Raw genomic sequence first — 25,979 nt, forward strand, 5'->3', positions numbered from 1 at the left:
GAAGCGCCGCGCGGAAGCGGGAATTATGCGCCCAAACGTGCGACCCAGCACGTGTGGAGCGAGACATGAAGGATCGTCAGTACCCCAGCGGCCCTGCCCCCACGCAGGCCTACCTGTTTGCCACCTGCCTGGTCGACATGTTCGTGCCGCAGGCCGGCCTCGATGCCGTGCGGCTGCTCGAGCGCGAAGGCCTGACCGTGCATTTCCCGCGCGGCCAGAGCTGCTGCGGCCAGCCCGCCTACAGCAGCGGCAATCCCGACGCGGCGCGTGCGGTGGCGCGCGCCCAGCTCGACCTGTTCGGCCAGCCATGGCCGGTGATCGTGCCGTCCGGCTCTTGCGCCGGCATGATGCGCCACCACTGGCCGCAGCTCTTTGCCGACGATCCGGTGGCCGGCCCGAAGGCCCGCGAACTGGCCGGGCGCGTCTATGAGCTGGGCGAGTTCCTGCTGCACGTGCTGAAGGTGGACTTCGGCGCTGCGGCACCATCGGCCGAGCCGCCGGAGCGCATCGTGCTGCATACCTCGTGCGGCGCGCGCCGCGAAATGGGCACGCGCCAGCACGGCGTGGCGCTGGTCGATGCGCTGCCGGGCGTGACCCGCGTCGAGCATGCGCGCGAGTCGGAATGCTGCGGCTTCGGCGGCACCTTCTCGCTCAAGCATCCCGATATCTCGGGCGCGATGGTGCGCGACAAGGTGGCCTCGGCCTGCGCCACCGGCTGCGACCGCCTGGTCTCGGCCGACTGCGGCTGCCTGCTCAATATCGGCCACACCGCCGCGCACGACCGCGCGCCGCTGCAGGTGGAACACCTCGCCAGCTTCCTGTGGCGCCGTACCGGAGGTGCCGCATGAGCACGCCCGGCGCCCGCGAACGCATGCTCGGCCGGCTGCGCGCCGCCGCGCCCGTGCCGTCCCCGCAAACCACCGAGCTGGACCGCCGCATCGACGGCCATTTCGAAGCACGCCGCCATGGCACGCCAACGACTGGCGCACGCGTTGCCGCGATGCGGGCGGCGCTGCAAGGCCTGCATGCCGAAGTCTGGTGCGCCGACGCCAGCGCCTGGCCGGCGATGCTCGCTGCCGAACTGGCCAGCGCGGGCGTGAAGCGCCTGCTGCTCGATCCGGCCACCGTGGCCGGCGCGGCGCTGGCTGCCGCGCTGCCGGCCGGTATCCAAGCCATCGGCTACGACCGCCCGATCGAGGCCTGGAAGGCCGAGCTGTTCGACACCGTCGACGCCGGCTTCACCGTGGCGCGCTCCGGCATCGCTGCCACCGGCACGCTGGTGCTGACGCCCGATGCGGGCTCGCCGCGCACGGTGTCGCTGGTGCCGCCGCTGCATGTCGCGCTGGTGCGCGCCCCGACCCTGCATGACGACCTGCACATGGCCGCGCGCGCCGAGCGCTGGGCCGACGGCATGCCGACCAACCTGGTGCTGGTCTCGGGCCCGTCCAAGACCTCGGACATCCAGCAAACCCTGGCATACGGCGCGCATGGTCCGCGCCGGCTGTGGGTCGTGATCGAAACCGACACCGCGGAGGCCGCATGATGAGCCAGCAGACCCTGCAATTCGTTGCGCCGCGAGAGTTCAAGGCCCGCGCCCGCGAAGCGCTGGACGATCCCAAGCTGCGCCAGAGCTTCCGCGGCGCGATGGACTTCCTGCAAGGCAAGCGCCTGGCGCAGTTCCCGGATGCCGACGAGCTCGAACGCCTGCGCGACCTGGGCGAGGCGGTGCGCCAGCACGCGCTGGCCAACCTGCCCGACCTGCTGGTGCAGCTGGAACAGCAGCTGAGCGCCGCCGGCGTGCAGGTGCACTGGGCCGAGACCGCCGACGAGGCCAACGCCATCATCCACGGCATTGCCAGCGCCCGGCAGGCCACGCGCGTGATCAAGGGCAAGTCGATGGCCAGCGAAGAGATCGAGCTGAACCATTACCTGGCCGAGCGCGGCGTCGATTGCATCGAGTCGGACATGGGCGAATACATCGTCCAGCTGGCCGGCGAGAAGCCCTCGCATATCGTGATGCCGGCGATCCACAAGACCAAGGGCGATATCGCGCAGCTGTTCACCGAGCATATCCCCGACACGCCCTATACCGAGGACGTCGACGCGCTGATCCAGACCGGCCGCCGCGCGCTGCGCCAGGCCTTTGTCGAGGCCGACATCGGCCTGTCCGGCGTGAACTTTGCCGCCGCCGACACCGGTACGCTGTGGCTGGTGGAGAACGAGGGCAACGGCCGGCTCTCCACCACCGTGCCCGACGTGCATATCGCCATCATGGGCATGGAGAAGGTGGTGGCCAGGCTCGAGCACATCGTGCCGCTGTCGACGCTGCTGACGCGCTCGGCCACGGGCCAGGCCATCACCACCTACTTCAACCTGATCTCGGGCCCGCGCCGCGCGGGCGAGCGCGACGGCCCGCGCGAAGTGCACCTGGTGCTGCTCGACAACGGCCGCACCCAGGCCTATGCCGACGCGCAATTGCGCGCCACGCTGCAATGCATCCGCTGCGGCGCGTGCATGAACCACTGCCCGGTGTACACCCGCATCGGCGGCCATGCCTACGGCACCACCTACCCCGGCCCGATCGGCAAGATCATCTCGCCACACCTGCTGGGGCTGGACGCCACCGCCGACCTGGCCACCGCCTCGAGCCTGTGCGGCGCCTGCGGCGAGGTCTGCCCGGTGCGCATCCCGATCCCGCAACTGCTGGTGCGCCTGCGCACCGAGGCCAACCGCGATCCCGCAGAACCGGTGGCCAACCCGCTGCGCGGCCAGGGCGCCAAGTACAGCCGGGGCGAGCACCTGGTGTGGCGCTTCTGGAGCGGCGCCTATTCGCACCCGGCGGCGTACCGGCTGTTCCGCTGGGCCGCGACGCGGCTGCGCGCGCTGACACCGGCGCGGCAGATGGGATGGACGCAGCACCGCACGCCGCTGAAACCGGCGGCGAAGAGCCTGGCGGACCTGCTGAAGGAAAAAGGGCAGCCGGAGTAGGCGGCGCCAGGCGCGGCGCAGTACAGCGCTGACGCTTCCCCACACCCGCTTGTTTGCTCCCCTCTCCCGCGTGCGGGAGAGGGAGCACACAAACGCGCGGGCTGACGCCACCGCGCTTTTCAGAACAACAAAGCTTTCCCGAACCACCACCAAATCAGGAGACTACCCTTGCAACCCTGGACCCAACTCTACACACCGCTAGGCAGCCTGTGGCTGTCCTCGCTGGCGGCAGCGATCCCCATCGTGTTCTTCTTCATCGCGCTCGCGGTCTGGCGCATGAAGGGCCATGTCGCCGCGGCGGTGACGCTGCTGCTGGCGCTGGCCGTGGCGATCTTCGCTTATGGCATGCCCGCGCAGCAGGCGCTGGCCTCGGCCGGCTTCGGCTTTGCCTACGGGCTGTGGCCGATTGCGTGGATCATCGTGACCGCGGTGTTCCTCTACAAGATCGTGGTCAAGACCGGCCAGTTCGACGTGATCCGCGCCTCGGTGCTGTCGATCACCGACGACCAGCGCCTGCAGATGCTGCTGATCGGCTTTGCCTTCGGCGCCTTCCTGGAAGGTGCGGCGGGCTTCGGCGCGCCGGTGGCGATCACCGCGGCGCTGCTGGTGGGGCTGGGTTTCAATCCGCTGTACGCGGCGGGGCTGTGTCTGATCGCCAATACCGCGCCGGTGGCGTTCGGCGCGATGGGCATTCCCATCATCGTGGCCGGGCAGGTGACGGGCCTGGACCCGTTCCATATCGGCGCCATGGCCGGTCGCCAGTTGCCGCTGCTGTCGCTGCTGGTGCCGTTCTGGCTGGTGTTCATGATGGACGGCGCCAAGGGCGTGCGCGAGACCTGGCCGGCGGCGCTGGTGTGCGGCGGCAGCTTTGCCGTGACGCAGTACTTCACCTCCAACCATATCGGGCCGGAACTGCCGGACATCACCTCGGCGCTGGTCAGCCTCGTATCCCTGGCGGCGTTCCTGAAGGTGTGGCAGCCGCGCAGCGCATCGCAGCGTGCTGGCGGCAGCGCCGGCAACGTCAGTGGCGGCACGGTCGCGCTGGCGGGCTTTGGCGGCGATATTGGCGGCGGTTTTGGCGGCGCGGTGCAGAGCCGCAAGGCGTCGCCCTACACGCTCGCGCAAACGCTGCGCGCGTGGGCGCCGTTCGGCATCCTGACCGCCATCGTCACGGTGTGGAGCCTGCAGCCGTTCAAGGCGCTGTTCGCCGCCAACGGCCCGCTGGCGGGCACGGTGCTGAAGTTCAAGGTCCCGGGCCTGGACCAGCTGGTGATCAAGGCCGCGCCGATCGTAACCACGCCCAAGGCCTATGACGCGGTGCTGAAGATCGACCTGCTCTCCGCCGTCGGCACCGCGATCCTGCTGACCGCGCTGATCTCCGCCGTGCTGCTGCGCATGAAGCCGCGCGACCTGCTGGCCACGTTCGGCGAAACGCTGGTGGAACTGGCGCGCCCGGTGCTGTCGATCGGGCTGGTGCTGGCGTTCGCCTTCGTCGCCAACTACTCGGGCATGTCTTCGACCCTGGCGCTGCTGCTGGCCGGCACGGGTGCGGCGTTCCCGTTCTTCTCGCCGTTCCTGGGCTGGCTGGGGGTGTTCCTGACCGGGTCCGACACCTCGTCGAATGCGCTGTTCTGCGCGCTGCAGAACACCACCGCGCACCAGATCGGCGTGTCCGACACGCTGATGGTCGCGGCCAACACCACCGGCGGCGTCACCGCCAAGATGATCTCGCCGCAATCGATCGCGGTGGCCTGCGCGGCGACCGGGCTGGTGGGCAAGGAGTCGGAACTGTTCCGCTTCACCGTGAAGCACAGCCTGCTGTTCGCGGTGATCATCGGAATGATGACGATGGTGCAGGCGTATTGGCTGCCGGGGATGATTCCGGGGTGACCCCGAATTCTTCCGCTTGCGTGCTCCCTCTCCCGCAAGCGGGAGAGGGAGCAAACCGGCGGTGAAAGTTGGCCACGTCGCCTCTACTCCAGGAACTCGTCCCCTTCAGTGAGCGGCGCATACCGGTACGTCGCCGGCGTCCGGCTCAGCTTCACCGGCGCCCCCAGCCCCTGGTACCCTCCTTCCATCTCCACCACCATCTCGCGGTGCCGCGTATGCGGATGCTGCAAGGCATCGGCCACCGACAGCACCGGCGCGCACGGCACGCCCGCGGCCACCAGCGTATCCGCCAGCGCCTTGCCGTCGAGCGTGCGCATGCGCGCTTCCAGTTCGGCCTTGAGCGCCACGCGATTGACCGAACGCGCGCCGGCGGTGGCGTAGCGCTGGTCGTCGGCCAGCGCCGGCACCTGCAGGTGCTCGCACAGGATGCGGAACTGCCGGTCGTTGCCCACCGCCAGGAAGACCGGGTCGGTGGCGGTGGCGACGGTGTCGTATGGATAGATGTTGGGATGCGCATTGCCGGTGCGCTGCGGCGTCTTGCCGCTCATGAACCAGTTGGCCGCGTGCGGATGCAGCAGCGACAGTCCCGAGTCATAGAGCGCGGCCTCGACGAACTGCCCGCGCCCGCTGCGGGCGCGCTCCTGCAGCGCCAGCAGCACGCCAATCACGGCGTTGAGCCCGGTCACCATGTCGACCACCGGCAAGCCCACGCGCAGCGGATCGCCATCGGCCTCGCCGTTGATGCTCAGGATGCCCGACATGGCCTGGATCGCGGCATCGTAGCCAGGCAGGCCGCCCAGCGGGCCGTCGGCGCCGAAGCCCGACACGCGGCAATGCACCAGCCGCGGGAAGCGCTCCGACAGCACGTCATAGCCCAGCCCCCACTTCTCCAGCGTGCCGGTCTTGAAGTTCTCGACCAGCACGTCGGCCTCGGCCAGCAGGGCCAGCAGCACCTCGCGGTCGGCTGCGGCGGTCAGGTCCAGCCGCATTACGCGCTTGTTGCGGTTCAGGCCGAAGTAGTAGGAGGCGACGCCGTCCCTGAACGGCGGACCCCAGGTACGGGTGTCGTCGCCCTGCGGCGGTTCGATCTTGAGCACGTCGGCGCCGTGGTCGCCCAGGATCTGTCCGCAGTACGGGCCGCCCAGGATGCGCGACAGGTCGACCACGCGGATGCCGGCAAGCGCGCCGGGATTGGCTTGGGTCATGGCTGCGATTCCCTTGGCGTCGTCAATCGAGCTGGGCGCCGGACTTCTGCACCACGGCGCGCCACTTGCCCACCTCGGCCTTGACGAAGCTGCCGAGCTGCTCCGGCGTGGTCGACGGTGCGAACTCCAGGCCTTGCGCCTGCAGGGTCTTGCGCACATCGGGCTGCTTCAGCGCCTCGGCAAAGGCGCGGTTGAGCTTGCCGATCACCTCCGCCGGCGTGCCGGCCGGCGCGACCACGCCGAAGAACACCGACACGTCGAACCCCGGCACGCCCTGCTCGGCCACCGTCGGCACCTCCGGCAGCGCCTGCGAGCGGGCCTTGGTGGTCACGCCTAGCGCGCGCACCTTGCCGCTCTTGATGAAGGGCATCGCCGTCAGCACGTCGGTGAAGGTCATGCTGACCTGACCGCCCAGCAGGTCGTTCAGCGCGGGGCCGGTGCCCTTGTACGGGATGTGCTGGAAATCGGTGCCGGTGACGTTGTTGAACAGCACGCCCGCCAGGTGCGACGAAGCGCCATTGCCGGACGAGGCATAGGTCAGCTTGCCCGGGTTGGCCTTGCCATAGGCAATCAGCTCGTTGACGTTCCTGGCCGGCACCGACGGATTGACCACCAGCACGTTGGGCAGCTGGCCGATCTGGATCACCGGGGTAAAGCTCTTGACCGGATCGTAGTTGATCTTGCGGTACAGGCTGACGTTGATCGCCAGCGGCGCCGAGGTGCCGAACATCAGCGTGTAGCCGTCGGGCTCGGCGCGCGCCACCGCCTCGGCGCCGATATTGCCGCCGGCGCCGGCACGGTTCTCGACCACCACCGGCTGGCCGAGGCTGGTCTTGAGCGCGGCGGCGAGCGTGCGCGCCATGGCATCGGTGGGGCCGCCCGGCGGATAGGTGACCACCATCATGATCGGCTTGGACGGAAAGTCCTTCTGCGCGAAGGCGGGGGCGATAAACAGCGAACACGCGGCGATGGCCGCGACGCGGTGCCAGAGTTTCATGGCGTTGTCTCCTGGTGTAGGACGTCTCCCGCGGGGTGTGCGGGATGGTTGGGGCGTCTTCGGGCGGGGTGCTCCCTCTCCCGCTTCGGGAGAGGGAGCGAACAATGGGTTCAGGTTGCGGCGTCAGAACACGTTGACCGCATCGACCGCGCCGGCCGCGCGCACCGCGCCATCGTCGGCGGGCGCCACCGTTTCGGCCAGCCATGCCGGCTCCTCGCTTGCGGCGAGCGGGTCCTGCGGCAGCACGCGGTGGCGCAGCACCAGCTGCGCCAGCCGCATGCGCCGCACCGAGCCGATGCGCCCGGCTTCCCAGGCCATCGCCACCGCGCTGGTCACGTGGTACAGCGCCGAGGCTGCCTGGCGCGCCAGCAGCTCGCCGTCGGCGCCGGCCGCGGCGGCCTGAGCGGCCAGCTTCGCGGCGGTGGCGATGGCGCCTTCGAATACGGCGCGGGCACCGGCCTGCATCGGGGTATCGGCCAGCAGCCCGGCCAGGTGCGCTTGCAGCACCGGCAACGCGCCCTCGCGCCGGACCGCGCGCAGCACGTCGAGCGCGACGATATTGCTGGTGCCTTCCCAGATCGAGCCCAGGTGGGCGTCGCGCACCAGGCGCGGGTCGCTCCATTCCTCGATATAGCCGCAGCCGCCGCGAATCTCCATGGCGTCGCCGGTGACCTTGCGCGCGTCGCGGCAGGCGCGGAACTTGATCAGCGGGGTCAGGATGCGCATCAGCGCGTAGGCATCGGGCTCGCCCGCGTCGGCGCGGCGCAGCGCCTCGGCGGTCTGGAACACCATGGTGCGCGCCTGCTCGGTGGGCAGCGTCAGCTTGAGCAGCTGGCGGCGCATCAGCGGCATGTCCTGCAGGCGCTTGCCGAAGGCCTGGCGCTCGCGCGCGATGAACAGGCCCTCGGTCAGCGCGCGGCGCATCAGCCCGGCGGCGCGCACGCCGTTGGACAGGCGCGAGTTGTTGATCATGTCGGCCATCTGCACGAAGCCGCGGCCGGGCTCGCCGACCAGGTAGGCGTGCGCGCCTTCCAGACGGATCTCGCCGCTGGCCATCGAGCGCGTGCCCAGCTTGTGCTTGAGCCGGATGATGCGGTAGTGGTTGGCGCTGCCGTCTTCCAGCTGGCGCGAAAGCAGAAACAGCGACACGCCCTTGTGGCCGGGCACGGCATTGCCGGCCTCGTCTTCCACGCGCGCCAGCACCATCGCCAGCGCGGCATCGGGGTTGGAGCAGAACCACTTGTCGCCATGCAGGCGCCAGCCGCCCTCGGCCGAGGCATCGCGCACCGCGCGGGTGGCGGTGGCGGCGACGTCGGAGCCGGCGCCCTGTTCGGTCATGAACATCGCGCCCTGGTACAGGTCGTCAAAGACCTGCGTGGTCAGGTTGGGCAGGAAGCGCCCGACCAGCGCCGGGTCGCCGAACTTGCGCAGCGTGCGCGTCAGCGAATCGGTCATCGACAGCGGGCAGCACAGGCCGAATTCAGCCTGCACAAACAAATATGTGAGCGCGTACTTGGCCGCCGGCGGCATGGGCTTGTCCCAGCCCAGCACGCCGCCGCGGTGCGACGCCGCGGCGAGCCCGAATTCGGCAAAGGCCACGCGCTCCATCTCGACATAGGCCGGGTGCTTGTCGATGCGCTGCGCATCCACGCCGGCGCGGGTGCGGTAAGTCAGTTCCGGCGGGTTGCGATCGGCCACGCCGGCCAGCTCGTCGAGCACGCCGCCGGCCAGCGCGCCCATGCGCTCGAGATGGGGCAACAGGTGGTTGAACAGGTCGGGCGGCAGGTACAGCGGCAGTAGCGCGCGCAGGTCCGGGTCGGCAGCGAGCAGGCTGCCGCCCTGGCGGTCGGGCACCGGATGGACGGCGGCTGCAGCGGGTGCAGCGGGTGCAGCGGGTGCAGCAGGTGCGGCGGGTGCGGCCTGGTGTTGCTGGGGGATGTCGCGCACAGCGCTGGATGGCATGGCAGGTCTCCTGGTATGGCGGTGCCGGCTTGCGGCCCCTTTGGCCTCCATTATTTAAACCCCAAGGATTTGCGTCTAATTCTAAAATTGGCTTGATCCATATAATTTCTGTATCGCCATGGAATTCCGCCACCTGCGTTACTTCCTCGTGCTGGCCGAGGAACTGCACTTTGGCCGCGCCGCGCGCCGGCTGGCCATCTCGCAGCCGCCGCTGTCGCTCAATATCCAGCAGCTCGAGGCTTCGGTCGGGGCACGGCTGTTCGACCGCGACAGCCGCGGCGTGCGGCTGACCGCGGCCGGGCGGGCCTTCCGCGAATCGGCCACGGCGCTGCTGGCGCAGGCCGAGGCCGCGCGGGTGCTGGCGCGCGAGATCGAAGCGGGCGCCATCGGCCGCCTGCGCGTGGGCTTTGTTGGCTCGATGCTGTACCGCGGGCTGCCGCAGACGTTGCGCGAGTTCGAGGCGGCCTATCCCGGCATCCACGTGGCGCTGACCGAGCTGAACTCGCAGGAACAGATCGACGCGCTGCTGCATGACGAGCTCGACGCCGCCTTCATCCACACCGGCCGGGTGCCGGACGCGCTGCAGGCCACGCTGGTGCACGCCGAGCCGTTCGTCTGCTGCCTGCCCGCCGACCACGCGCTGGCCGGGCTGGCGGAACTGCCGCTGACGTCCTTGCGCGGCGAACCGTTCGTGCTGTTCTCGCGCAAGGCCTCGCCCGACTATTACAGCCGTATCTTCGACATGTGCGCCGCGCAAGGCTTCTTCCCGCAGATCCGGCACGAGGTGCGGCACTGGCTGTCGGTGGTGTCGCTGGTGTCGCAGGGCATGGGCGTGGCGGTGGTGCCGGCGGCGCTGGCGCGCTCCGGCATGGCCGGCGCGGCGTTCCGGCCGCTGGCGGAGGCGGCGGTGCGCTCGGAGGTCTATTGCGCCTGGAAGACCGCGCCGGACCATCCGGCGCGCGACCACTTCGTCGCCATGGTGGCGGGCAAGGCGGGGGAGCCGAAGCGCAGCCATAAAGAAAAAGCCACCGGTCCAGGGACCGATGGCTTGTGAAGTACGCGTGGAACGGGGTGTTCAGCGTGCTGCGAGCTTAACGCCGCTGGCTTACGGAATCCAATAACGCAATTGTAGTAATTGATCGATGCAGCACGCCGCACTCGCGCTCGCTGCGCGCTCAGCTATCCGCCCCCTGAGCGGTTATCATTCGCCTCCTGCCGCGCCCCGGTGCGGCAATGGCAGGCTTGCCCATCCTTTGAGGGGGCAACGCAAAGCCTCATTTGCGATACAATGAAAACGATTTTCATTTACACACCCCGGCGCGGTCGCACCGACCGCTTGGCGGCAGGCCGCGCCACGGACTGGAAGCATGATGCGGTTGTCTGAACTTCCACGGCGCACGCCCGCCGTAGTGCAATCGGTGGACGACGCCACCCCTGGGGATCCGGTTGCGCGCCGCCTGCGCGAACTGGGCTTCGTTGCCGGCGAAGCCGTGCAGGTCATCGCCTACGGGCCGTTCGGCATGGACCCGCTGGTGGCGCAGGTAGGCTTCACGCGCTTTGCGCTGCGCCGCTCGGAGGCGGCGCGCATCGGCGTGGAAATCGCCAGCGCCTCGGTCACCCGCATCGCCCCCGCCACGCAGGGCGACGAGACTGCCCAACCGTCCGCCCAGCGGACCGCCTGAGCCTTCCCCGGATTATGTCTGCAGCTGCTTCCCCTTCTGCCCTGCGCATTGCGCTGGTCGGCAATCCCAATTGCGGCAAGACCGCACTGTTCAACCGCCTGACCGGCAGCCGCCAGAAGGTGGCCAACTACGCCGGCGTCACCGTCGAGCGCAAGGAAGGCTACTTCGTGTCGCCGGCCGGGCGCCAGGTGCGCATCCTGGACCTGCCCGGCGCCTACAGCCTGCATGCGGCCAGCCTGGATGAAGCCATCACGCGCGATGTCTGCCTGGGCCAGCGCGCCGGCGAAGCGCGCCCGGACCTGCTGGTGTCGGTGGTCGACGCCACCAACCTGCGCCTGCACCTGCGCTTCGTGCTGGAACTGCGCCAGCTGGGGCTGCCGATGGTGGTGGTGCTCAATATGAGCGACGCGGCCGCGCGCCGCGGCATCCAGATTGACCGCGACAAGTTGTCGGCCGCGCTCGGCGTGCCGGTGGTCAGCACCGTGGCGGTCCGGCGCGACGGCGCCGCGGCGCTGGTCAGCCTGCTCGATGCCACGCTGCCGCCGGCCCCGCCGGCTGGCACTGCCTCCGGCCCTGACTTCGACGTGCATGCCGAAGTCAACCGCCTGCTGTCGGCCGCGGTGAGCATGCCGGCGCGCACCGCCGCGCTGGACGACCGCATCGACCGCATCGTGCTGCATCCGGTATTCGGCCTGCTGCTGCTGGCGGTGCTGCTGTTCCTGATGTTCCAGGCGGTGTTCTCCTGGGCCGAGCCGCTGATGGACGGCATCGAGGGCGGCGTGCACTGGGCCGGCGAGATGCTGGGCGCCTGGCTGCCCGACGGCATGCTCAAGAGCCTGCTGGTCGATGGCCTGGTCGCCGGGCTGGGCAGCGTGGTGGTGTTCCTGCCGCAGATCCTGATCCTGTTTCTGTTCATCCTGACGCTGGAAGAATCCGGCTACCTGCCGCGCGCGGCGTTCCTGCTCGACCGCCTGATGATGGGCGCGGGGCTGTCGGGGCGCTCGTTCATCCCGCTGCTGTCGAGCTTTGCCTGCGCCATCCCCGGCATCATGGCCACGCGCACCATCCAGGACCCACGCGACCGGCTCACCACCATCCTGGTGGCGCCGCTGATGACCTGCTCGGCGCGGCTGCCGGTCTATGCGCTGCTGATCGGCGCGTTCATCCCCGAGCGCACCGTGATGGGCCTGTTCAACCTGCAGGGGCTGGTGCTGTTCGCGCTCTACGTGGCCGGCATCGTCAGCGCGCTGGTGGTGGCCTATGCGCTCAAGTTCCTGCGCCGCGACCGCACCGACCATCCGCTGCTGATGGAGCTGCCGTCGTACCGTATCCCCAATCCGCGCGACATCGCGATCGGCCTGTGGGAGCGTACCCGCATCTTCCTGTCGCGCGTCGGCAAGGTGATCCTGGCGCTGACGGTGCTGCTGTGGTTCCTGTCGACCTTCCCGTCCGCGCCCGAGGGCGCGACCGCGCCGGCGATCGACTACAGCTTTGCCGGCATGATCGGCCACGCGCTGCAGAAGGTGTTCGCGCCGGTGGGCTTCAACTGGCAGATCTGCATCGCGCTGGTGCCGGGCCTGGCCGCGCGCGAAGTCGCCGTGGGCGCGCTGGCCACGGTATACGCGCTGTCGGGCAGCGAAGAGACCGTGGCCACGCAACTGGCACCGATGATCGCCGCGCAATGGTCGCTGGCCACCGCGCTGTCGCTGCTGGCGTGGTACGTGTTCGCGCCGCAGTGCATCTCCACGCTGGCGGTGATCCGGCGCGAGACCGACTCCTGGAAGGTGATGGCGCTGTCGGCCGCCTACCTGACCGCGCTGGCCTACCTGGCCGCGTTCGTGACCTACCGCGTCGCGCTGATGTTCAGCTGAGGCCAGCCGCCGCCATGAGCCTCTACCACGCCATCGAAACCCTGCTGGTCCCGCTGATCGTGCTGGCGTGCGCGGTATCGGTGGTGTCGCGCTACGCGCCGCGCACGCGCGAGCGCGTCAAGGCGGCGCTGGCGGCGCGCCTGGGCGGCCCCGCCGCCGCGGGCTGGCGCGGCCGCCTGGCCCGCTGGCTGGCCCCGCAGGCCGCGGCCGGCTGCGCCAGCGGCTGCGACGACGGCGGCTGCAATACCTGCGGCGCCAATACCACCACGCCGGCCAGCCAGGACAAGCCTGCCGAGCAGGTGGTGCGCTTCGTGCGCAAGCGCTGAAGCGCGCTTTTCTCCTCCCTCATCCTCCACGCAGAAACGGGTACGCTTGCTGCTGCCGCATGGTCGCGGCAAGCGGCGGGGTGCGCGCGTCCGGACGTCTTTGCAGGCGGCGGCGTGGGCCCTTTTGCTGGTGAATCCAGCCCTTCGCAAGGCTTGCTCCCATGCACGCAGAATTGGGTACGCTTTGCACGCTCGCCTGCCGGGAAGTGTCGAAAACGGGCACGCAGAAACGGGTACGCTTTCGCCTTTGCCAAGCATTCCTGCCACACCGCCTGTGCCTTCGCAAAGCAAAACGCCCTCCATCCGGAGGGCGTTTCGCCAGTCGCGGGATACCGGCGCCTACTTGACCGTACCGTAGAAGACCAGCTTCAGCGGCGTGTTGTCGGCGACCGCGGTGCAGGTCGCGGTGATGGTGAAGTCGCCGGGCCCGGTGCCGCTGGCGCGCACCTGGTTGGGCAGCATCACCATGCTTGGGCTCAACGACACCGGCCCGGTGCTGGACCATGCCCAGTCCTTGCACGCGCTGAACTGCGCATCTTCGCCCAGGTGCTTCATGCGCGCGGTCACCTCGATCGGCATCGGTGCCAGCAGCAGCAGCGTGATCGGATCCTGGTTGTCGCCCACCAGTGCCCACAGCGGGTTTTCCGTCACCGTCAGGGTGGCGCTGCGGCGCTCGCCCAGCTTGCTGCTGACCGCGGTCACGGTCAGGCTGCCCTGTACCGGACCAGTGTCGCCGGCCAGGCTGGTGCGCACCGTGGCGTCATGCGTACCCGCGGCTTCCGTCGCGGACAGCGTCGCTGAGCTTGCCGTGTAGCTCCAGGTGCCGTCGAAATCCGCGGTCACGTCCTGGCCGTCGTGGCGCAGCACGCGTGCGGTGAAGGTGTCGGGACGATTGCTGAACACCTGCAGCGCGTTGACCTCGCGCCCGCCCTTGGTGGTCACCACGCGATAGGCCGCGGCGCCGTTCTTCTGCACCGTCACCGCGATGACGCCGGCGAGGGCGTGTCCGTCAGGCGCGGTCACCGACACCGAGACACTGGCCGCGGCCGCGGTCGTCGGCGAGCCGTTGCTGGCCTTCAGCGTGGCGCTGTTCTGGCTGGCCGTGACCTGGACCGCGGTGCCGCTGCTGGACCAGGCCCAGTTGGAGACGCTGGCCGACACATCGCTGCCGTTGCTGTCGAGCAGCGTCACCTTGACCGGCAGCTCCTGGCCGTCGCTCATCGCCAAACTGGTGGCGGGCAGCGACAGCGTGTAGCTCAGCGCAGATGCCGGCACCACGGTGATGGTCGCCGATTGCGCGGGCAGCTGCACGGTGGTGTTGTCGGTGCCCCGGACCGTGGCCACCACCTGTACGGTGGTGGTGCCCGGCGCAACGCCCCTGACCACGGCGCTGCCCGGCGTGCCGGCGCCCGGCGCTACGGTGGCGACGGCGCTGTCGGTGCTGGTCCAGTCGAAGGTGGTGTTGCCCGATACGTCGATGCCGTTGCTGTCCACGGCCAGCGCGCTGATGGTCAGCGTGCGGCCGACACCGACCTCGCCCGAGGTCACGCTCATCTTCGCGGTATAGGTCAGCGGCGTGGTGGTGCCGCCCGATGCCGGCGCGGCGGGCGCGCTGCTGCCACCGCCACCGCCGCATGCCGCCAGCAACAAGGCCGTGGCCGAACCAGCCAGCCAGGATGCCCACGTTCTCAGTCTCATGATTGTTCCCCCCAGTCGTGTTTTTCCCGCGCTATCAGCCTAGGCACAAAGTGGCCCGCGCAATACCAGCCAGAGGACTGAGGTGCAGCGCACAGAACCCCGCCGCGAGTCATCCATTCAGCGCAGGACATCGCCATTCGGCCGAGGGAAAACAGGGGCCGCCAGGCCCCGCCGCAGCCGGCCCCCCCCATCGTTTGGCGCAGCCCGTTTCCACGATCCCCTGATCGGGCCACGACGGTTTGCCGTGCACGACGACACGCGCACAAGGCTTGACCAGGTCGAGACTTGTCGACTAACCTTGCCCGTTCCTATGGACTTGCGCTGCATGCGCACCCACGCGGAGCGGCCGCGGCCCCTCCCACTCCAGCCACGATGAACCGTGACACCAGCACTCCCCGCCAGGCTGCCGATGCGTCCCGCATCGCTGCCCGCGCACGCGTGCTGGCTGCCCTGGCATCGGGCCGCGCCCTGCGCGCTTCCTCGCTACTGCTAAGCCTACCGATCGGTTGCCGGGCCTAGGGCCCCGTGGCAGTTCGGCAGCCTTGCGCCACCCTTTTCCCGTTTTTCGATTTTTCATCTTCCCTTGCGAGGAAGGAGACCCCGTATGCTCGTCAACCCCGCCACCAAGTACCGCCCCGCCGCCACTGTCGACCTTGCTGACCGCACCTGGCCCGGCCGCGCCATCATGCGCGCGCCGCGCTGGATGAGCACCGACCTGCGCGACGGCAACCAGGCCCTGATCGAGCCGATGAACCCGGCGCGCAAGCTGCGCTTGTTCGAACAGCTGGTGAAGATCGGCCTGAAGGAAATCGAAGTGGCGTTCCCCGCCGCCTCGCAGACCGACTTCGACTTCGTGCGCATGCTGATCGAGGAACGGCGCATCCCCGACGACGTCACCATCGTCGTGCTGACGCAGTCGCGCGAAGACCTGATCCGCCGCACCGTCGAATCCGTGCGCGGCGCGGCACGCGCCATCGTGCACCTGTACAACCCGATCGCACCGGCCTGGCGGCGCATCGTCTTCAATGCCTCGCGCGACGAGATCAGGGAAGTCGCGGTATCGGGCACGCGCCTGATCAAGGCGCTGACCGATGCCATGCCCGAGACCGCCTGGACCTACGAGTATTCGCCCGAGACCTTCAGCCTGGCCGAGCTCGATTTCTCGCTGGAAGTCAGCGACGCGGTGTCGGCCGCGTGGCAGGCCGGACCGGGCCGCCCGATGATCCTGAACCTGCCGACCACGGTGGAATGCAGCACGCCCAACGTGTTCGCCGACCAGATCGAATGGATGCACCGCCGCCTCGCGCGGCGCGAGCATATTGCGCTGTCCGTGCACCCGCACAACGACCGCGGCACCGCGGTGGCGGCGGCCGAGCTGGCGCTGATGGCGGGCGCCGACCGGGTCGAGGGCTGCCTGTTCGGCAATGGCGAGCGCACCGGCAACGTCGACCTGGTAACGCTGGCGCTGAACCTCTATACGCAAGGCGTGGCGCCGCAACTCGACTTCTCCGACATCGATGCGGTGCGCCAGTGCGTGGAGCACTGCAACCAGCTGCCGGTGCACCCGCGCCATCCGTATGTGGGCGACCTGGTGTTCACCGCGTTTTCCGGTTCGCACCAGGATGCGATCCGCAAGGGCTTTGCGCAGCAGCAGCCGGACGCGATCTGGGAAGTGCCCTATCTGCCGATCGATCCGGCCGACCTGGGCCGCAGCTACGACGCGGTGATCCGCGTCAACAGCCAGTCGGGCAAGGGCGGCATGGCCTACCTGCTGGAACAGGTGCACGGCCTCTACCTGCCGCGCCGGCTGCAGATCGAGTTCAGCCGCGCGGTGCAGGCCATGACCGACGATACCGGGCTGGAAGCGAGCGCGGACGACCTTCATGGCCTGTTCCAGCGCGAGTACCTGGCACGCGAGGCGCCGCTGCGCTATGTCTCGCACCAGCTGGCAAGCGACAGCACCGGCGCCACCGTGATCACGGTGCAGATGGAGCGCGACGGCCAGCCCTGCAGCGTGCGCGGCAGCGGCAACGGCCCGATCGACGCCTTTATCGATGCGTTGGAGCTGCCGGTGCGCGTGATGGATTACCACGAGCATGCGCTGACGGCCGGCGCCGACGCGCGCGCAGCGTGCTACGTCGAAGTCCGCGTGGGCGATTCGCCGACCGGGTTCGGCGCGGGCATCGACGCCAACCTCGTCACCGCGTCGCTGCGTGCGGTGCTGTCGGGCGTGAACCGGCGCCTGCAGGCGGGCGTTGCTGGCGGCGCTCACACCACGGCCAGCGCCGCCGTGGCCTGATGCCTGAGGTGTAGCGTTTCGCAAGAAAACCGGTGTGTCCCGCCCCCACGGGGCACACCCGGAAAGGCGCCCTTGCGGACGCCCACGACATGCCTGGTGCGATCCGGACACGCGTTGCGCGTGCTCGGATCTTTCGCACAGCGTAAGCGGCAGCATCGGGCCGCGCTACGAATCATTTCGCATGTGGTTAGAAGCGATGTCCGAGGGCGCGTTGGTGGTGCCGCGTTGTAGCGCGATCGCGACGCCGCGCGCGCCATTTGGTTCCGCTTGTTTTGTGTCAAGGCCCCCGCCGGCCTGCTCGGCCACACTGGGCGCGGCTTCGATAACAAACCAAGCAGACCTCATGAAAACACTGTCTCTTCGCACCGCCACCTGTTCGGCCATCGCCGCCTGCGCCATGCTCGGCGCCTTCGCCACGCCCGCGGCCGCCGCGGACGACGCCCAGGGCAACTGGATGGTGCGTCTGCGCGGCACCTACCTCGACATGACCCACAGCTCGGATCCCGTTGGCGGCGTCGGCCGTTCAGACCGCATCACGGTCAACAACAAGTGGATTCCCGAACTCGACGTCACCTACTTCTTCACGCCGAACTTTGCCGCCGAACTGGTGCTGACGGTGCCGCAGAAGCAGAACGTCTATCTTGACGGCAACAAGATCGGCACCTTCAAGCACCTGCCGCCGACGCTGCTGATGCAGTACCACCTCATTCCCAACGGCACCTTCCGTCCGTATATCGGCGCGGGCCTGAACTTCACCCGCATCTGGGACGAGAACCTCGCCAACAACTCGCTGCAACTGGATAGCTGGAGCGTGGGGCCGGCGCTGCAGATCGGCATGGACTACAAGCTGACCAGGAACTGGTTCCTGAACGCCGACATCAAGAAGATCTGGCTGAAGAGCGATGTGAAGGCGGGGGACGTCAAGGTCTCCAAGGTGAGCCTCGATCCGTGGCTGTTCAGCGTTGGGGTGGGGTATCGGTTCTGATCCTGCCGCGCGATAAAAAAGGCCGGCGCCCCTTGGGGCGCCGGCCTTTTGCATTCCACGAGAAGGCGCAGCGCACCGCTACCTGAACGCCGGCTCGTCAAAGCTGCGCAGCTTGCGCGAATGCAGCTGCTCGACGCCGTTCTCGCGCAGGATGCGGATCGCTTCCAGGCCGATGGTCATGTGCTGGCTGACGCGCTGTCGATAGAACGCGTTGGCCATGCCGCGCAGCTTGAGTTCGCCATGCAGCGGCTTGTCCGATACGCACAGCAGGGTGCCATACGGCACGCGCAGGCGGAAGCCGTTGGCGGCCACCGCCGCGCTTTCCATGTCGATGGCGATCGCGCGCGACTGGTTGAAGCGGGCATACAGCGACTTGGACTTCAGCTCCCAGTTGCGGTCGTCGGTCGATACCACCGTGCCGGTGCGCATGCGCGTCTTCATCTCGTTGCCGGACAGCCCGGTCACGCGCGCCACGGCTTCCTGCAGCGCCACCTGGATCTCGGCGATCGGCGGCACCGGCACCCATGGCGGCAGGTCGTGATCGAGCACGTGGTCGTCGCGCACGTAGGCGTGCGCCAGCACGTAGTCGCCGAGCTGCTGCGAGCGGCGCAGGCCGCCGCAGTGGCCCACCATCAGCCAGCAATGCGGGCGCAGCACGGCAAGGTGGTCGGTCATGGTCTTGGCGTTGGACGGCCCTACGCCGATATTGACCAGCGTCACACCCAGCTTGTCGCCGCGCACCAGGTGGTAGGCCGGCATCTGCGGCAGCACGCGCGGACGCGTGGCGTCGTCGGGTTCGGGCGCGCCCAGGTCCTGCACCACGTCGCCGGGCTCGACGAAGCGCGTGTAGCCGCCGCCATCGCCATTGCCGTTGCCATTACCCATCAGCGCGCGCCCCAGCGCGACGAACTCGTCGACATAGCGCTGGTAGTTGGTGAACAGCACGAAGCGCTGGAAGTGCTGCGGCGCCGTGCCGGTGTAGTGGTAGAGCCGCTGCAGCGCCAGGTCCACGCGCTCGGCGGGGAACAGCGACAGCGGCCAGGCTTCGCCCGGCACCGGCTCGTAGGTGCCGTTGGCAATGCCGTCGTCGATGCGGTTCAGTTCCGGCAGCACGAACGACGCTTCCAGCTCGCGCGCCTGGGTGTAGCTGATGTCGGTGGTGGAGGCTTCGATCACGAACGGCAGCGGGATCGGGCGCCGGCTCAGGCCCACCACCACCGGCACGCGGTGATAGCGCATCAGCCGCTCGATCTGGTCGCGGTAGTAGTCGGCCAGCAGGTCGGGGCGCGTCACCGTGGTGCCGTATACGCCGGGGTACGCCACCGTGCCCCAGGACGGGCGGCTGTCGGTGACCATGGTCTCGATGTTGACCGAGATGCCCAGGTACGGATAGCACGCATGCGCGGCCGAGGGCAACGGCTTGCCGTCGGCGAAGGCATCGAAGCGTGCGCGCACGGCGCCGACCGATGCATCGTAGATCTCGCGGATGCGGGCAACCGCCGCATCCGCGTCGGTGAACTCGGCGAGCTGGTCGGCCGGATGCGCGGAGGAGAAGACGGGGGCGTTCATGGAGGCCATGATACCGCGCCGGGGCGTCGCCGTGAGCGACGCCCCGGCGCGCCAGGCGCCAAATTGACGCGCCCGCGCCCGCTCGCTACACTCCGCCAATTGCGCAGCACGGCTTGCCGTGCCGTTCTCGACTCGCGGCGCCCCTGGTGGCAAGGGGCGGCGAGGGGCCGTACATGCTTTGCTGGGAGAGCCGCCAATGGAAATCCGTAACTTGTTGCCCGAAGACCTCGAGGCAGCCAGACAACTACTGATCGCCAATGGCTGGGCCCACCGCGTGGGCGGACCCGAAAAATTCGCGCGACTGGTGGCCAATTCGCAGCGCGTGGCCGTGGCGGTCGAGAAAGGCGAGGTGGTCGGCTTTGCCCGCGCGCTGTGCGACGACGTCTGCGACGGTTTCCTGTCGATGGTCGTGGTGGCGCCGGGCCACCGCCGGCACGGCATCGGCCGCGCCCTGGTGCGGCATATCGTCGGCAGCGATCCCGATATCAGCTGGATGCTGCGCGCGGCGCGCTCGTCCGAAGCCGCCTTCTTCGGCCAGCTCGGCTTTACGCCCTCGATGGTCGCGATGGAGCGGCGCCGGCCCTGAACCACTCCGGCCAGTACCACCCCGGCGCAGCGTCAGCGTCCCCCCATCTTCTGCCGGAACTCGTCGGCCGTCCCCACCTGCCGGAACAGCGGCCCGCCCGGCGCGAAGCGATCGGCGCTGGCCAGCGGCCCCACCACCACCGGTTCGAAGCCCGCATCGCGCACCAGCTGCGCCGCCACCTGCAGCGCGGCCGGGTCGTCGCCAGCGATCGGCACCGCCACCAGCCCGCCGGGCCGGTGATGCTCGCTGGCAAACTGCGCCGCCCCCATGAAGTTGAAGGCCCGCACCACGCGCGCGCCGCGCAGGTAGCGCGCCGTGGTGAGGCCGATGCCGTCGCGCCTGGCCTCGTCGGCGATGGGGCCGTCGCGGTGTTCGAAGGCGTTGGTGGCGTCGAGCACGATCTTGCCTTGCCAGGCGCCGGCATGGTCACGAGCGAGTTGCGGCAGCGCGCCATAGGGCGTGGCAAGGAACAGCACGTCCGAGAACGCAATGGCCTCGGCCACCGTGCCGGCGCGCGCGAGCGTACCCAATTCTTCGACCAGCGGCTTGAGCGCCTCCGGGTGCCGCGACGAGAACAGGACCGGATGCCCGGCCTTGACCCACAAGCCGCCCACGGTGCCGCCGATGCGGCCCGAGCCGATCACGCCGATGCGCTGCGCCGCTGCCTCGCGGGCCGGCGCCGGGCCGGGCTGGGCGCGCACGGCGCGCGGCAGTGGCGCGACCAGCAGCAGCGCGGCGCCGGCGCGCAGCCAGCGGCGGCGGGTCACATTGGCAGGCATGGCAAGTCCTCCGGCAGGCGGGGCCGCCGCCCGGTACGCGTGGTGGCCCCCTGGGATGACTCTAGGCGAAAAGCCGCCGCGCGTGGCTAGCGGTCGTTGCGGATCGGGCCATATTCGGCCGGCACCCACGTATAGCCGGCGGTATCGCGGCGCACATGGCCCAGGCCAGGAAACGGCATGTGCGCGCCGCCTACCCACAACCGGCCCCTGGCGGCCTGCTCCAGGATGCGCTTGCGCGTGATCACGGCCTGGTGGCTGTCGACGTCGAACTCGATCGCCACCTGCGGCCGGCGCAGTTGCAACGCGTGGTTGTGCACGATGTCGCCCCACAGCAGCAGGCTGTCGTTGCCCGAGGTGAACAGGTAGCCGCTGTGCCCCGGGGTATGCCCGTTGGCCGGCACCACGCGTACGCCGGGAACAGGCTCGGGAATGGACTCACCACTGGCGCCGCCATTGAAGGTGCGCAGGCGCTGCGCCGCCTGGTACGGCGCGATCGCGGCACGCGCCATGGCGAACAGGCCCTGCGCCTCCTTCGGCGCGGCGGCGGCGTTGGCATCGCTCAGCCAGTAATCGAGGTCGGCCTTGTCGACATAGACCGTGGCGTTCGGGAACGCGGCCTTGCCGTCGGTGGCCAGGCCGCAGGCATGGTCGCCGTGCAGGTGCGTCAGCAGCACGGTATCGACCTGCTCGGGTGCATAGCCCGCGGCGCGCAGGTTCTCGCCGATGCGTCCCAGCGTCGGTCCGAAGCAGCCGGCCGCGCCCGTGTCGACCAGCACCAGGCGGCTGCCGGTATGGATCAGGTAGGCGTTGACGGCGGTCTGCATGCCCGGCGTCGAGGCCACGAACATGCGCGCCAGCAGGCTCTGCACCTCGCGCGCGCTGGTGTACTTGAAGATCCTGGGGTCCAGGTCGATGTAGCCGTCATAGAGCGCGGTGACTTCCAGCTGGCCGACCATCATGCGGTAGTAGCCCGGCACCTGGGTCTTCTGCTGTGCCGGCGGCGTGGCGGTCTGCGCGCTGGCCTCGCCGGCGGCCAGCACAGCGCCGCCCATGGCGATGGCGATGACGGCGCTGGAGATGGCCCGGTGCAAGGTAGGACGCAACGTCGGGCGCGGGCCGGAAGTGGCAGGGCGCACCATGGACTGCAGCTTCATATCCTGATCCTGTTCTGATTGGTGTTGTCGAGGAACAGGCCGGCGCCGGCGGGCGCGCGGCCAGCGCATATCTTAGCCCCGCCTTGCCCGACAAGGCCGCAAGGGTCAAAGCGTACCTACTTCTGCGTAAAAAACGGGGCCGCTTGGCCCCCCATGGGCCCCGTTTTCCATGCATGGGAGCTCGCGCCGCCCCGTTTTTACTCTGGCTGTATATTCGCCGCCTTGATGATGCGGCCCCACTTGCCAGACTCCTGCGACTGGAACTTCGCCAGTTCCGCGGGCGTGCTGGTGAAGACCTCCGTGCCGCTCGACTTGTAGAAGCCGGCGGCGCTCTCGCTGCGTGCGGCCTTCACCATCATCGCGTTGAGTTTGGCCACCACCGGCTGCGGCGTCCCCGCGGGCGCGTAGGCGGCGAACCAGTAGCTCATCTCGTAACCCTTGACGCCGGCCTCATCGATGGTCGGCACTTCCGGCGCCAGCGGCGAGCGGGCCTTGCCCGACACGCCCAGCGCGCGCAGCTTGCCGCTCTTGACCTGCGGCAGGCCGGTGGCGGTGTCGGTGATCATCATCTGGATCTGGTTGCCGAGCAGGTCGGTGATGGCGAGCGGGTTGCTCTTGTACGGCACGTGCAGCAGCTGCACCTGCGCCATCTGCTGGAACAGCTCGCCGGCAATGCGCGACGACGAGCTGCCGCTGCCGAAGCTGAGCTTGCCCGGCTGCTGCCGTGCCAGCGCGATGAACTCGCCCACGGTCTTGGCCGGCACCTGCGGATTGACCACCATGATCTGGCCGCCGCGTCCCAGCGCGGTGATGGGCGCGTAGTCCTTGACCGGGTCGTAGGGCAGCTTCTTGAACAGGTGCTCGTTGGCCGCATGCGTGGTGTTGGTGCTGATCAGCACGGTATAGCCGTCCGGCGCCGCCTTGGCCACGTCGGACGCGGCGATAAAGCCGTTGGCGCCGGGCTTGTTGTCGACCACCACGGTGACCTTGCTGTCCACCGTGATGGCCTGGCCGATGGCGCGCGCGAGCTGGTCGGTGGCGCTGCCCGCGGCAAACGGCACCACGAAGCGGATCGGCTTGTCGGGAAACTCGGCCCAGGCCTGGCCCGCGGGCAGGATCAGCGCGAGCGCGGCAACGGCCAGTGGCTTGAAGAGCGGATGCATGTGAGGTCTCCTGTTGAAATCGTTATCGGTGAAGGCAAGGGTTCAAGGGTGGTCCGAAACCCCCGGCGCGGGCCGCGGCGGCAGCGGGATCTCGAGCTGCAGCAGGCGGAACGACAGCGCCTTGCCGTGGGTGTCGAGGTTGAGCGCATCGTTGACGCCGCCATCGAGCACGCCGTCGAGCACGAAATTCATCGCGTGCAGCGACGGCACCAGGTAGCGCGTGACCGCCGCGGGCCGGCGCTCGCGAAACAGATCGCGCACCGCGTCTTCGGTCACGTGCGCGACCAGGTGGTCGAAGTCGCGCGGGTCATAGGCGATCACGCTGATGTTGGAACGGTCGCCCTTGTCGCCGGTGCGGCCATGGGCGAACTGGTAGAGCGCGGCGGTGGCGGTCATGGCGGTCTCCTCAGTCGATGAAGGTAAAGGTGGGCGTGACCGCGGCGCGTGGCACCAGGCACGACACCGCGTTCAGCCGCGCGCGCTGCGCCGTGCGCACGCCGCCGCCGCCGGCGGGGCCGCAGGTATAGAGCGCGTTGACCTCGCGTTGCAGCGCCTGCGCCACCGCCAGGTCGTCATGCGCCAGCGCGGCACGCAGGCGCACGTCCTGCGCCTGCGCCTCGTGCGGCTGGGGCTGCGCCAGCATGGCGCCGGCATCGTCGGCGAGCACGCTGAGCACGCCGATCAGGTCGAAGCGGATCGGCGCGTCGTGGCCCAGCATGCGCATGCGCCGGCGCAGGATGTCGGCGGCCAGCCGCGCGCGCGCCGCGGCGTTGGGGCCGGCGTAGGAGATCTCGCCCTCGGCCAGCCAGCCGCCGTGGCTGAACACATTGGCCTTGAGCTGCGCCGGGCGCGGGTGGCCGCGCACGTTGCGCACGGACACGCGGTCCGGGCCCAGCTGCGCCACGGTGACGGCGCCGATGTCGGCCACCACGTCCGGCGTCAGGTAGGCGCACGGGTCATGCACCTCGTACAGCAGCTGCTCCTTGACCGTGCGCAGGTCGACGCAGCCGCCGGTGTCGGCGGCCTTGAAGATCTCGATGCCGCCGTCGGCATCGAGCTGCGCGATCGGGAAGCCCAGCGCGTGCACGTCCGGCACCTCCTTGCGGCCCGGATCGGCAAAGTAGCCGCCGGTGACCTGCGCCCCGCATTCGAGCAGGTGCCCGGCCATGGTGGCGGCGGCAAGCCGGTCCCAGTCGTCCCAGGCCCAGCCGAAGTGCGCCATCGCCGGCCCCAGCGCCAGCGCCGGGTCGGCCACGCGCCCGCACACCACCACGTCGGCGCCGGCGGCAAGTGCGTCGGCGATGCCCTGCGCGCCGATATAGGCGTTGGCGCAGACAAAGCGTTCGGCGTCGAAGGCGTCGCCGAGGATGCCGTGCAGGCGCGCGCGCCCGGCCGCGTCGGTCAGGTCATCGCCCTCGACCACTGCGACGCGTGGCGCGGCCAGGCCCAGTTCGCTGGCGAGTTGCAGCACGCGCCGCGCCGCGGCGCGCGGATTGGCGGCGCCAAAATTGCCGACGATGGCAATGCGGTGCTGCAGGCACAGGCCCAGCACTGGCGCCAGCAGCGCATCGAGCAGCGGCTCGTAGCCCTGCGCGGGATCGTTGCGCCGCGCCAGCTGCGCCAGCGCCAGCGTGCGCTCGGCCAGGGTCTCGAAAATCAGCGCGGCCGGCTGCGCCGCGGCGATCAGCGTGCGCACCACCGGCAGCGCGGCGTCGGTACGGTCGCCGGAGAAACCGGCGCCGGAGCCGATCAGCAAGGGAGCAGTCATGGTCGGGGAGGCAGGGTTGGGAGGTCGATCCCATTCTAGGGCGCGCGGGCCCAGCCAAAAAACGGATTATTTGGATTAATCTATCGACTTCCCGGATATATCCGCTGGCGCCATGAACCTGTCGGTGAAACATCTCCGCGCCTTCGTGGCGCTGGCCACCTATCGCAATTTCACGCGCGCGGCGCGCGCCTGCCACCTGTCGCAGTCGGCCTTCAGCGCGCTGGTGCAGACGCTGGAAGAGCAGGCCGGCAGCCGGCTGTTCGAACGCACCACGCGCCATGTGGAACTGAGCACCGACGGCGTGCGCTTCGAGCAGACCGCGCGCCGGCTGCTGGCCGACTTCGAGACCGCGTTCGAAGACCTGCGCGCGCACGCGGAGCGGCGCAAGGGGCGGGTGTCGATCGCGGCGCTGCCCTCGCTCGCCGGGGGCGACCTGCCGCCGCTGCTGGCGCAGTTCCGCGCGCGCTATCCGGGCATCGTGCTGGAACTGTTCGACCAGCTTGCCGATGGCTGCATCGAGCTGGTGCGGCAGGGCCGCGCCGACTTCGCGCTGGCACCGGCGCCGGCGCAGGACGACGACCTGCGCGTCGAGCCGCTGGTGCGCGACACCTTCCACCTGGTGTGCCCGGCGGACCATGCGCTGGCGCGCAAGCGCCGCATCACGCCGGAGATGCTGGCCGGGCAGCCGTTCATCCAGCTGTCGCGCACCACCAGCGTGCGCCAGCACCTGGACGCCGCGCTGCATCCGTTGCGGCTGGCCAGCGTGATGGAGGTGGAGCACCTCGCGACCGTGGCCGCGCTGGTGCAGGCAGGCCTGGGCATCAGCGCGGTGCCGTCGCTGGCGCTGTTCCAGTTCCGCCGCGAAGGGCTGGCGATCCGGCCGCTGCAGCTGCCGTCGCTGGTGCGCGATATCTGCCTGGTGCGGCTCAAGGACCGCGGCGATTCGGCGGCGGCCGCCGCGATGATCGAGGCCCTGCAGGCGTTCTACCGCGGCGGCAAGGCACCGGCGCGGCGCTGAATCGCACGCTGAACCGCACCCCGGACCGGCACGCAGAAT

At 69.4% G+C, this 25,979-nt stretch carries 22 protein-coding genes; 12 read left to right on the plus strand and 10 right to left on the minus strand.

What is annotated here, in order from left to right; genetic code table 11:
* Positions 1-65 precede the first annotated feature (65 nt).
* From MKD38_RS23065 to MKD38_RS23080, 4 genes are all read left to right on the plus strand, one after another.
* Entirely contained in the window at positions 66-848 is a 783-nt protein-coding gene (locus MKD38_RS23065; RefSeq protein WP_252680397.1) for a (Fe-S)-binding protein, read from the plus strand.
* Positions 845-1,543, plus strand: a complete 699-nt coding sequence (locus MKD38_RS23070; RefSeq protein WP_252680399.1) for a LutC/YkgG family protein — start codon at positions 845-847, stop codon at positions 1,541-1,543. Before MKD38_RS23065 ends, MKD38_RS23070 begins: the two co-directional genes overlap by 4 nt.
* Positions 1,543-2,988 carry a LutB/LldF family L-lactate oxidation iron-sulfur protein gene (locus MKD38_RS23075; RefSeq protein ID WP_252680495.1) on the plus strand — a complete coding sequence of 482 codons (1,446 nt, stop codon included), beginning with the start codon at positions 1,543-1,545 and terminating at the stop codon, positions 2,986-2,988. The genes MKD38_RS23070 and MKD38_RS23075 overlap by 1 nt, the downstream gene beginning before the upstream one ends.
* 168 nt (positions 2,989-3,156) lie before the next feature.
* Entirely contained in the window at positions 3,157-4,878 is a 1,722-nt protein-coding gene (locus tag MKD38_RS23080; RefSeq protein ID WP_252680401.1) for a lactate permease LctP family transporter, read from the plus strand.
* Between the two features lie 83 nt (positions 4,879-4,961).
* Here MKD38_RS23080 and MKD38_RS23085 read toward each other — a convergent pair whose 3' ends face one another.
* From MKD38_RS23085 to MKD38_RS23095, 3 genes are all read right to left on the minus strand, one after another.
* Complete coding sequence (locus MKD38_RS23085; protein WP_252680403.1) at positions 4,962-6,083, minus strand: CaiB/BaiF CoA transferase family protein; 1,122 nt, start codon at positions 6,081-6,083, stop codon at positions 4,962-4,964.
* A 22-nt stretch (positions 6,084-6,105) separates the two neighbouring features.
* Complete coding sequence (locus tag MKD38_RS23090; protein ID WP_252680405.1) at positions 6,106-7,080, minus strand: Bug family tripartite tricarboxylate transporter substrate binding protein; 975 nt, start codon at positions 7,078-7,080, stop codon at positions 6,106-6,108.
* A gap of 123 nt (positions 7,081-7,203) precedes the next feature.
* Positions 7,204-9,042, minus strand: a complete 1,839-nt coding sequence (locus tag MKD38_RS23095; protein ID WP_252680407.1) for an acyl-CoA dehydrogenase family protein — start codon at positions 9,040-9,042, stop codon at positions 7,204-7,206.
* A gap of 118 nt (positions 9,043-9,160) precedes the next feature.
* On the opposite strand from MKD38_RS23095, the gene MKD38_RS23100 reads away from it, so the two are divergent.
* From MKD38_RS23100 to MKD38_RS23115, 4 genes are all read left to right on the plus strand, one after another.
* On the plus strand, positions 9,161-10,096 hold the full coding sequence (locus MKD38_RS23100) for a LysR family transcriptional regulator (RefSeq protein WP_252680410.1): 936 nt from the start codon (positions 9,161-9,163) through the stop codon (positions 10,094-10,096).
* Between the two features lie 316 nt (positions 10,097-10,412).
* Positions 10,413-10,724, plus strand: coding sequence for a FeoA family protein (locus tag MKD38_RS23105; RefSeq protein ID WP_252680497.1), 312 nt, complete (start codon positions 10,413-10,415; stop codon positions 10,722-10,724).
* Positions 10,725-10,738: 14 nt separating this feature from the next.
* Positions 10,739-12,595, plus strand: coding sequence for a ferrous iron transport protein B (gene feoB, locus MKD38_RS23110; RefSeq protein WP_252680412.1), 1,857 nt, complete (start codon positions 10,739-10,741; stop codon positions 12,593-12,595).
* Between the two features lie 14 nt (positions 12,596-12,609).
* On the plus strand, positions 12,610-12,921 hold the full coding sequence (locus MKD38_RS23115) for a DUF6587 family protein (RefSeq protein ID WP_252680414.1): 312 nt from the start codon (positions 12,610-12,612) through the stop codon (positions 12,919-12,921).
* Between the two features lie 339 nt (positions 12,922-13,260).
* Here the strand turns inward: MKD38_RS23115 and MKD38_RS23120 are convergent, their stop codons facing one another.
* Positions 13,261-14,619, minus strand: coding sequence for a hypothetical protein (locus tag MKD38_RS23120; protein ID WP_252680416.1), 1,359 nt, complete (start codon positions 14,617-14,619; stop codon positions 13,261-13,263).
* Between the two features lie 604 nt (positions 14,620-15,223).
* Here MKD38_RS23120 and leuA point away from each other — a divergent pair.
* The gene (gene leuA, locus MKD38_RS23125; protein WP_252680418.1) at positions 15,224-16,918 is read left to right on the plus strand and encodes a 2-isopropylmalate synthase; all 1,695 of its coding nucleotides are present in this window, start codon (positions 15,224-15,226) and stop codon (positions 16,916-16,918) included.
* A 343-nt stretch (positions 16,919-17,261) separates the two neighbouring features.
* Positions 17,262-17,903, plus strand: coding sequence for an OmpW/AlkL family protein (locus MKD38_RS23130; RefSeq protein WP_252680420.1), 642 nt, complete (start codon positions 17,262-17,264; stop codon positions 17,901-17,903).
* A 78-nt stretch (positions 17,904-17,981) separates the two neighbouring features.
* Here the strand turns inward: MKD38_RS23130 and MKD38_RS23135 are convergent, their stop codons facing one another.
* A complete protein-coding gene (locus tag MKD38_RS23135; protein WP_252680422.1) occupies positions 17,982-19,481 on the minus strand; it encodes an AMP nucleosidase in 1,500 nt (499 codons plus the stop codon).
* A gap of 187 nt (positions 19,482-19,668) precedes the next feature.
* Between MKD38_RS23135 and MKD38_RS23140 the strand changes: the two genes are divergently transcribed.
* Complete coding sequence (locus MKD38_RS23140; RefSeq protein WP_115682118.1) at positions 19,669-20,058, plus strand: GNAT family N-acetyltransferase; 390 nt, start codon at positions 19,669-19,671, stop codon at positions 20,056-20,058.
* 32 nt (positions 20,059-20,090) lie between these two features.
* Here MKD38_RS23140 and MKD38_RS23145 read toward each other — a convergent pair whose 3' ends face one another.
* From MKD38_RS23145 to MKD38_RS23165, 5 genes are all read right to left on the minus strand, one after another.
* Entirely contained in the window at positions 20,091-20,837 is a 747-nt protein-coding gene (locus MKD38_RS23145; protein ID WP_252680424.1) for an NADPH-dependent F420 reductase, read from the minus strand.
* Between the two features lie 86 nt (positions 20,838-20,923).
* Positions 20,924-21,991, minus strand: coding sequence for an MBL fold metallo-hydrolase (locus MKD38_RS23150; protein ID WP_252680426.1), 1,068 nt, complete (start codon positions 21,989-21,991; stop codon positions 20,924-20,926).
* Between the two features lie 197 nt (positions 21,992-22,188).
* Positions 22,189-23,154, minus strand: a complete 966-nt coding sequence (locus tag MKD38_RS23155; protein WP_252680428.1) for a Bug family tripartite tricarboxylate transporter substrate binding protein — start codon at positions 23,152-23,154, stop codon at positions 22,189-22,191.
* Positions 23,155-23,196: 42 nt separating this feature from the next.
* On the minus strand, positions 23,197-23,550 hold the full coding sequence (locus tag MKD38_RS23160; RefSeq protein WP_252680430.1) for an AtuA-related protein: 354 nt from the start codon (positions 23,548-23,550) through the stop codon (positions 23,197-23,199).
* Between the two features lie 10 nt (positions 23,551-23,560).
* On the minus strand, positions 23,561-24,922 hold the full coding sequence (locus tag MKD38_RS23165) for an acyclic terpene utilization AtuA family protein (protein WP_252680432.1): 1,362 nt from the start codon (positions 24,920-24,922) through the stop codon (positions 23,561-23,563).
* A 112-nt stretch (positions 24,923-25,034) separates the two neighbouring features.
* Here MKD38_RS23165 and MKD38_RS23170 point away from each other — a divergent pair, with 112 nt between their 5' ends.
* Positions 25,035-25,940, plus strand: coding sequence for a LysR family transcriptional regulator (locus MKD38_RS23170; RefSeq protein ID WP_252680434.1), 906 nt, complete (start codon positions 25,035-25,037; stop codon positions 25,938-25,940).
* Positions 25,941-25,979 lie beyond the last annotated feature (39 nt).

Source organism: Cupriavidus sp. WGlv3, assembly GCF_023952475.1.
Lineage (GTDB): Bacteria > Pseudomonadota > Gammaproteobacteria > Burkholderiales > Burkholderiaceae > Cupriavidus > Cupriavidus phytorum.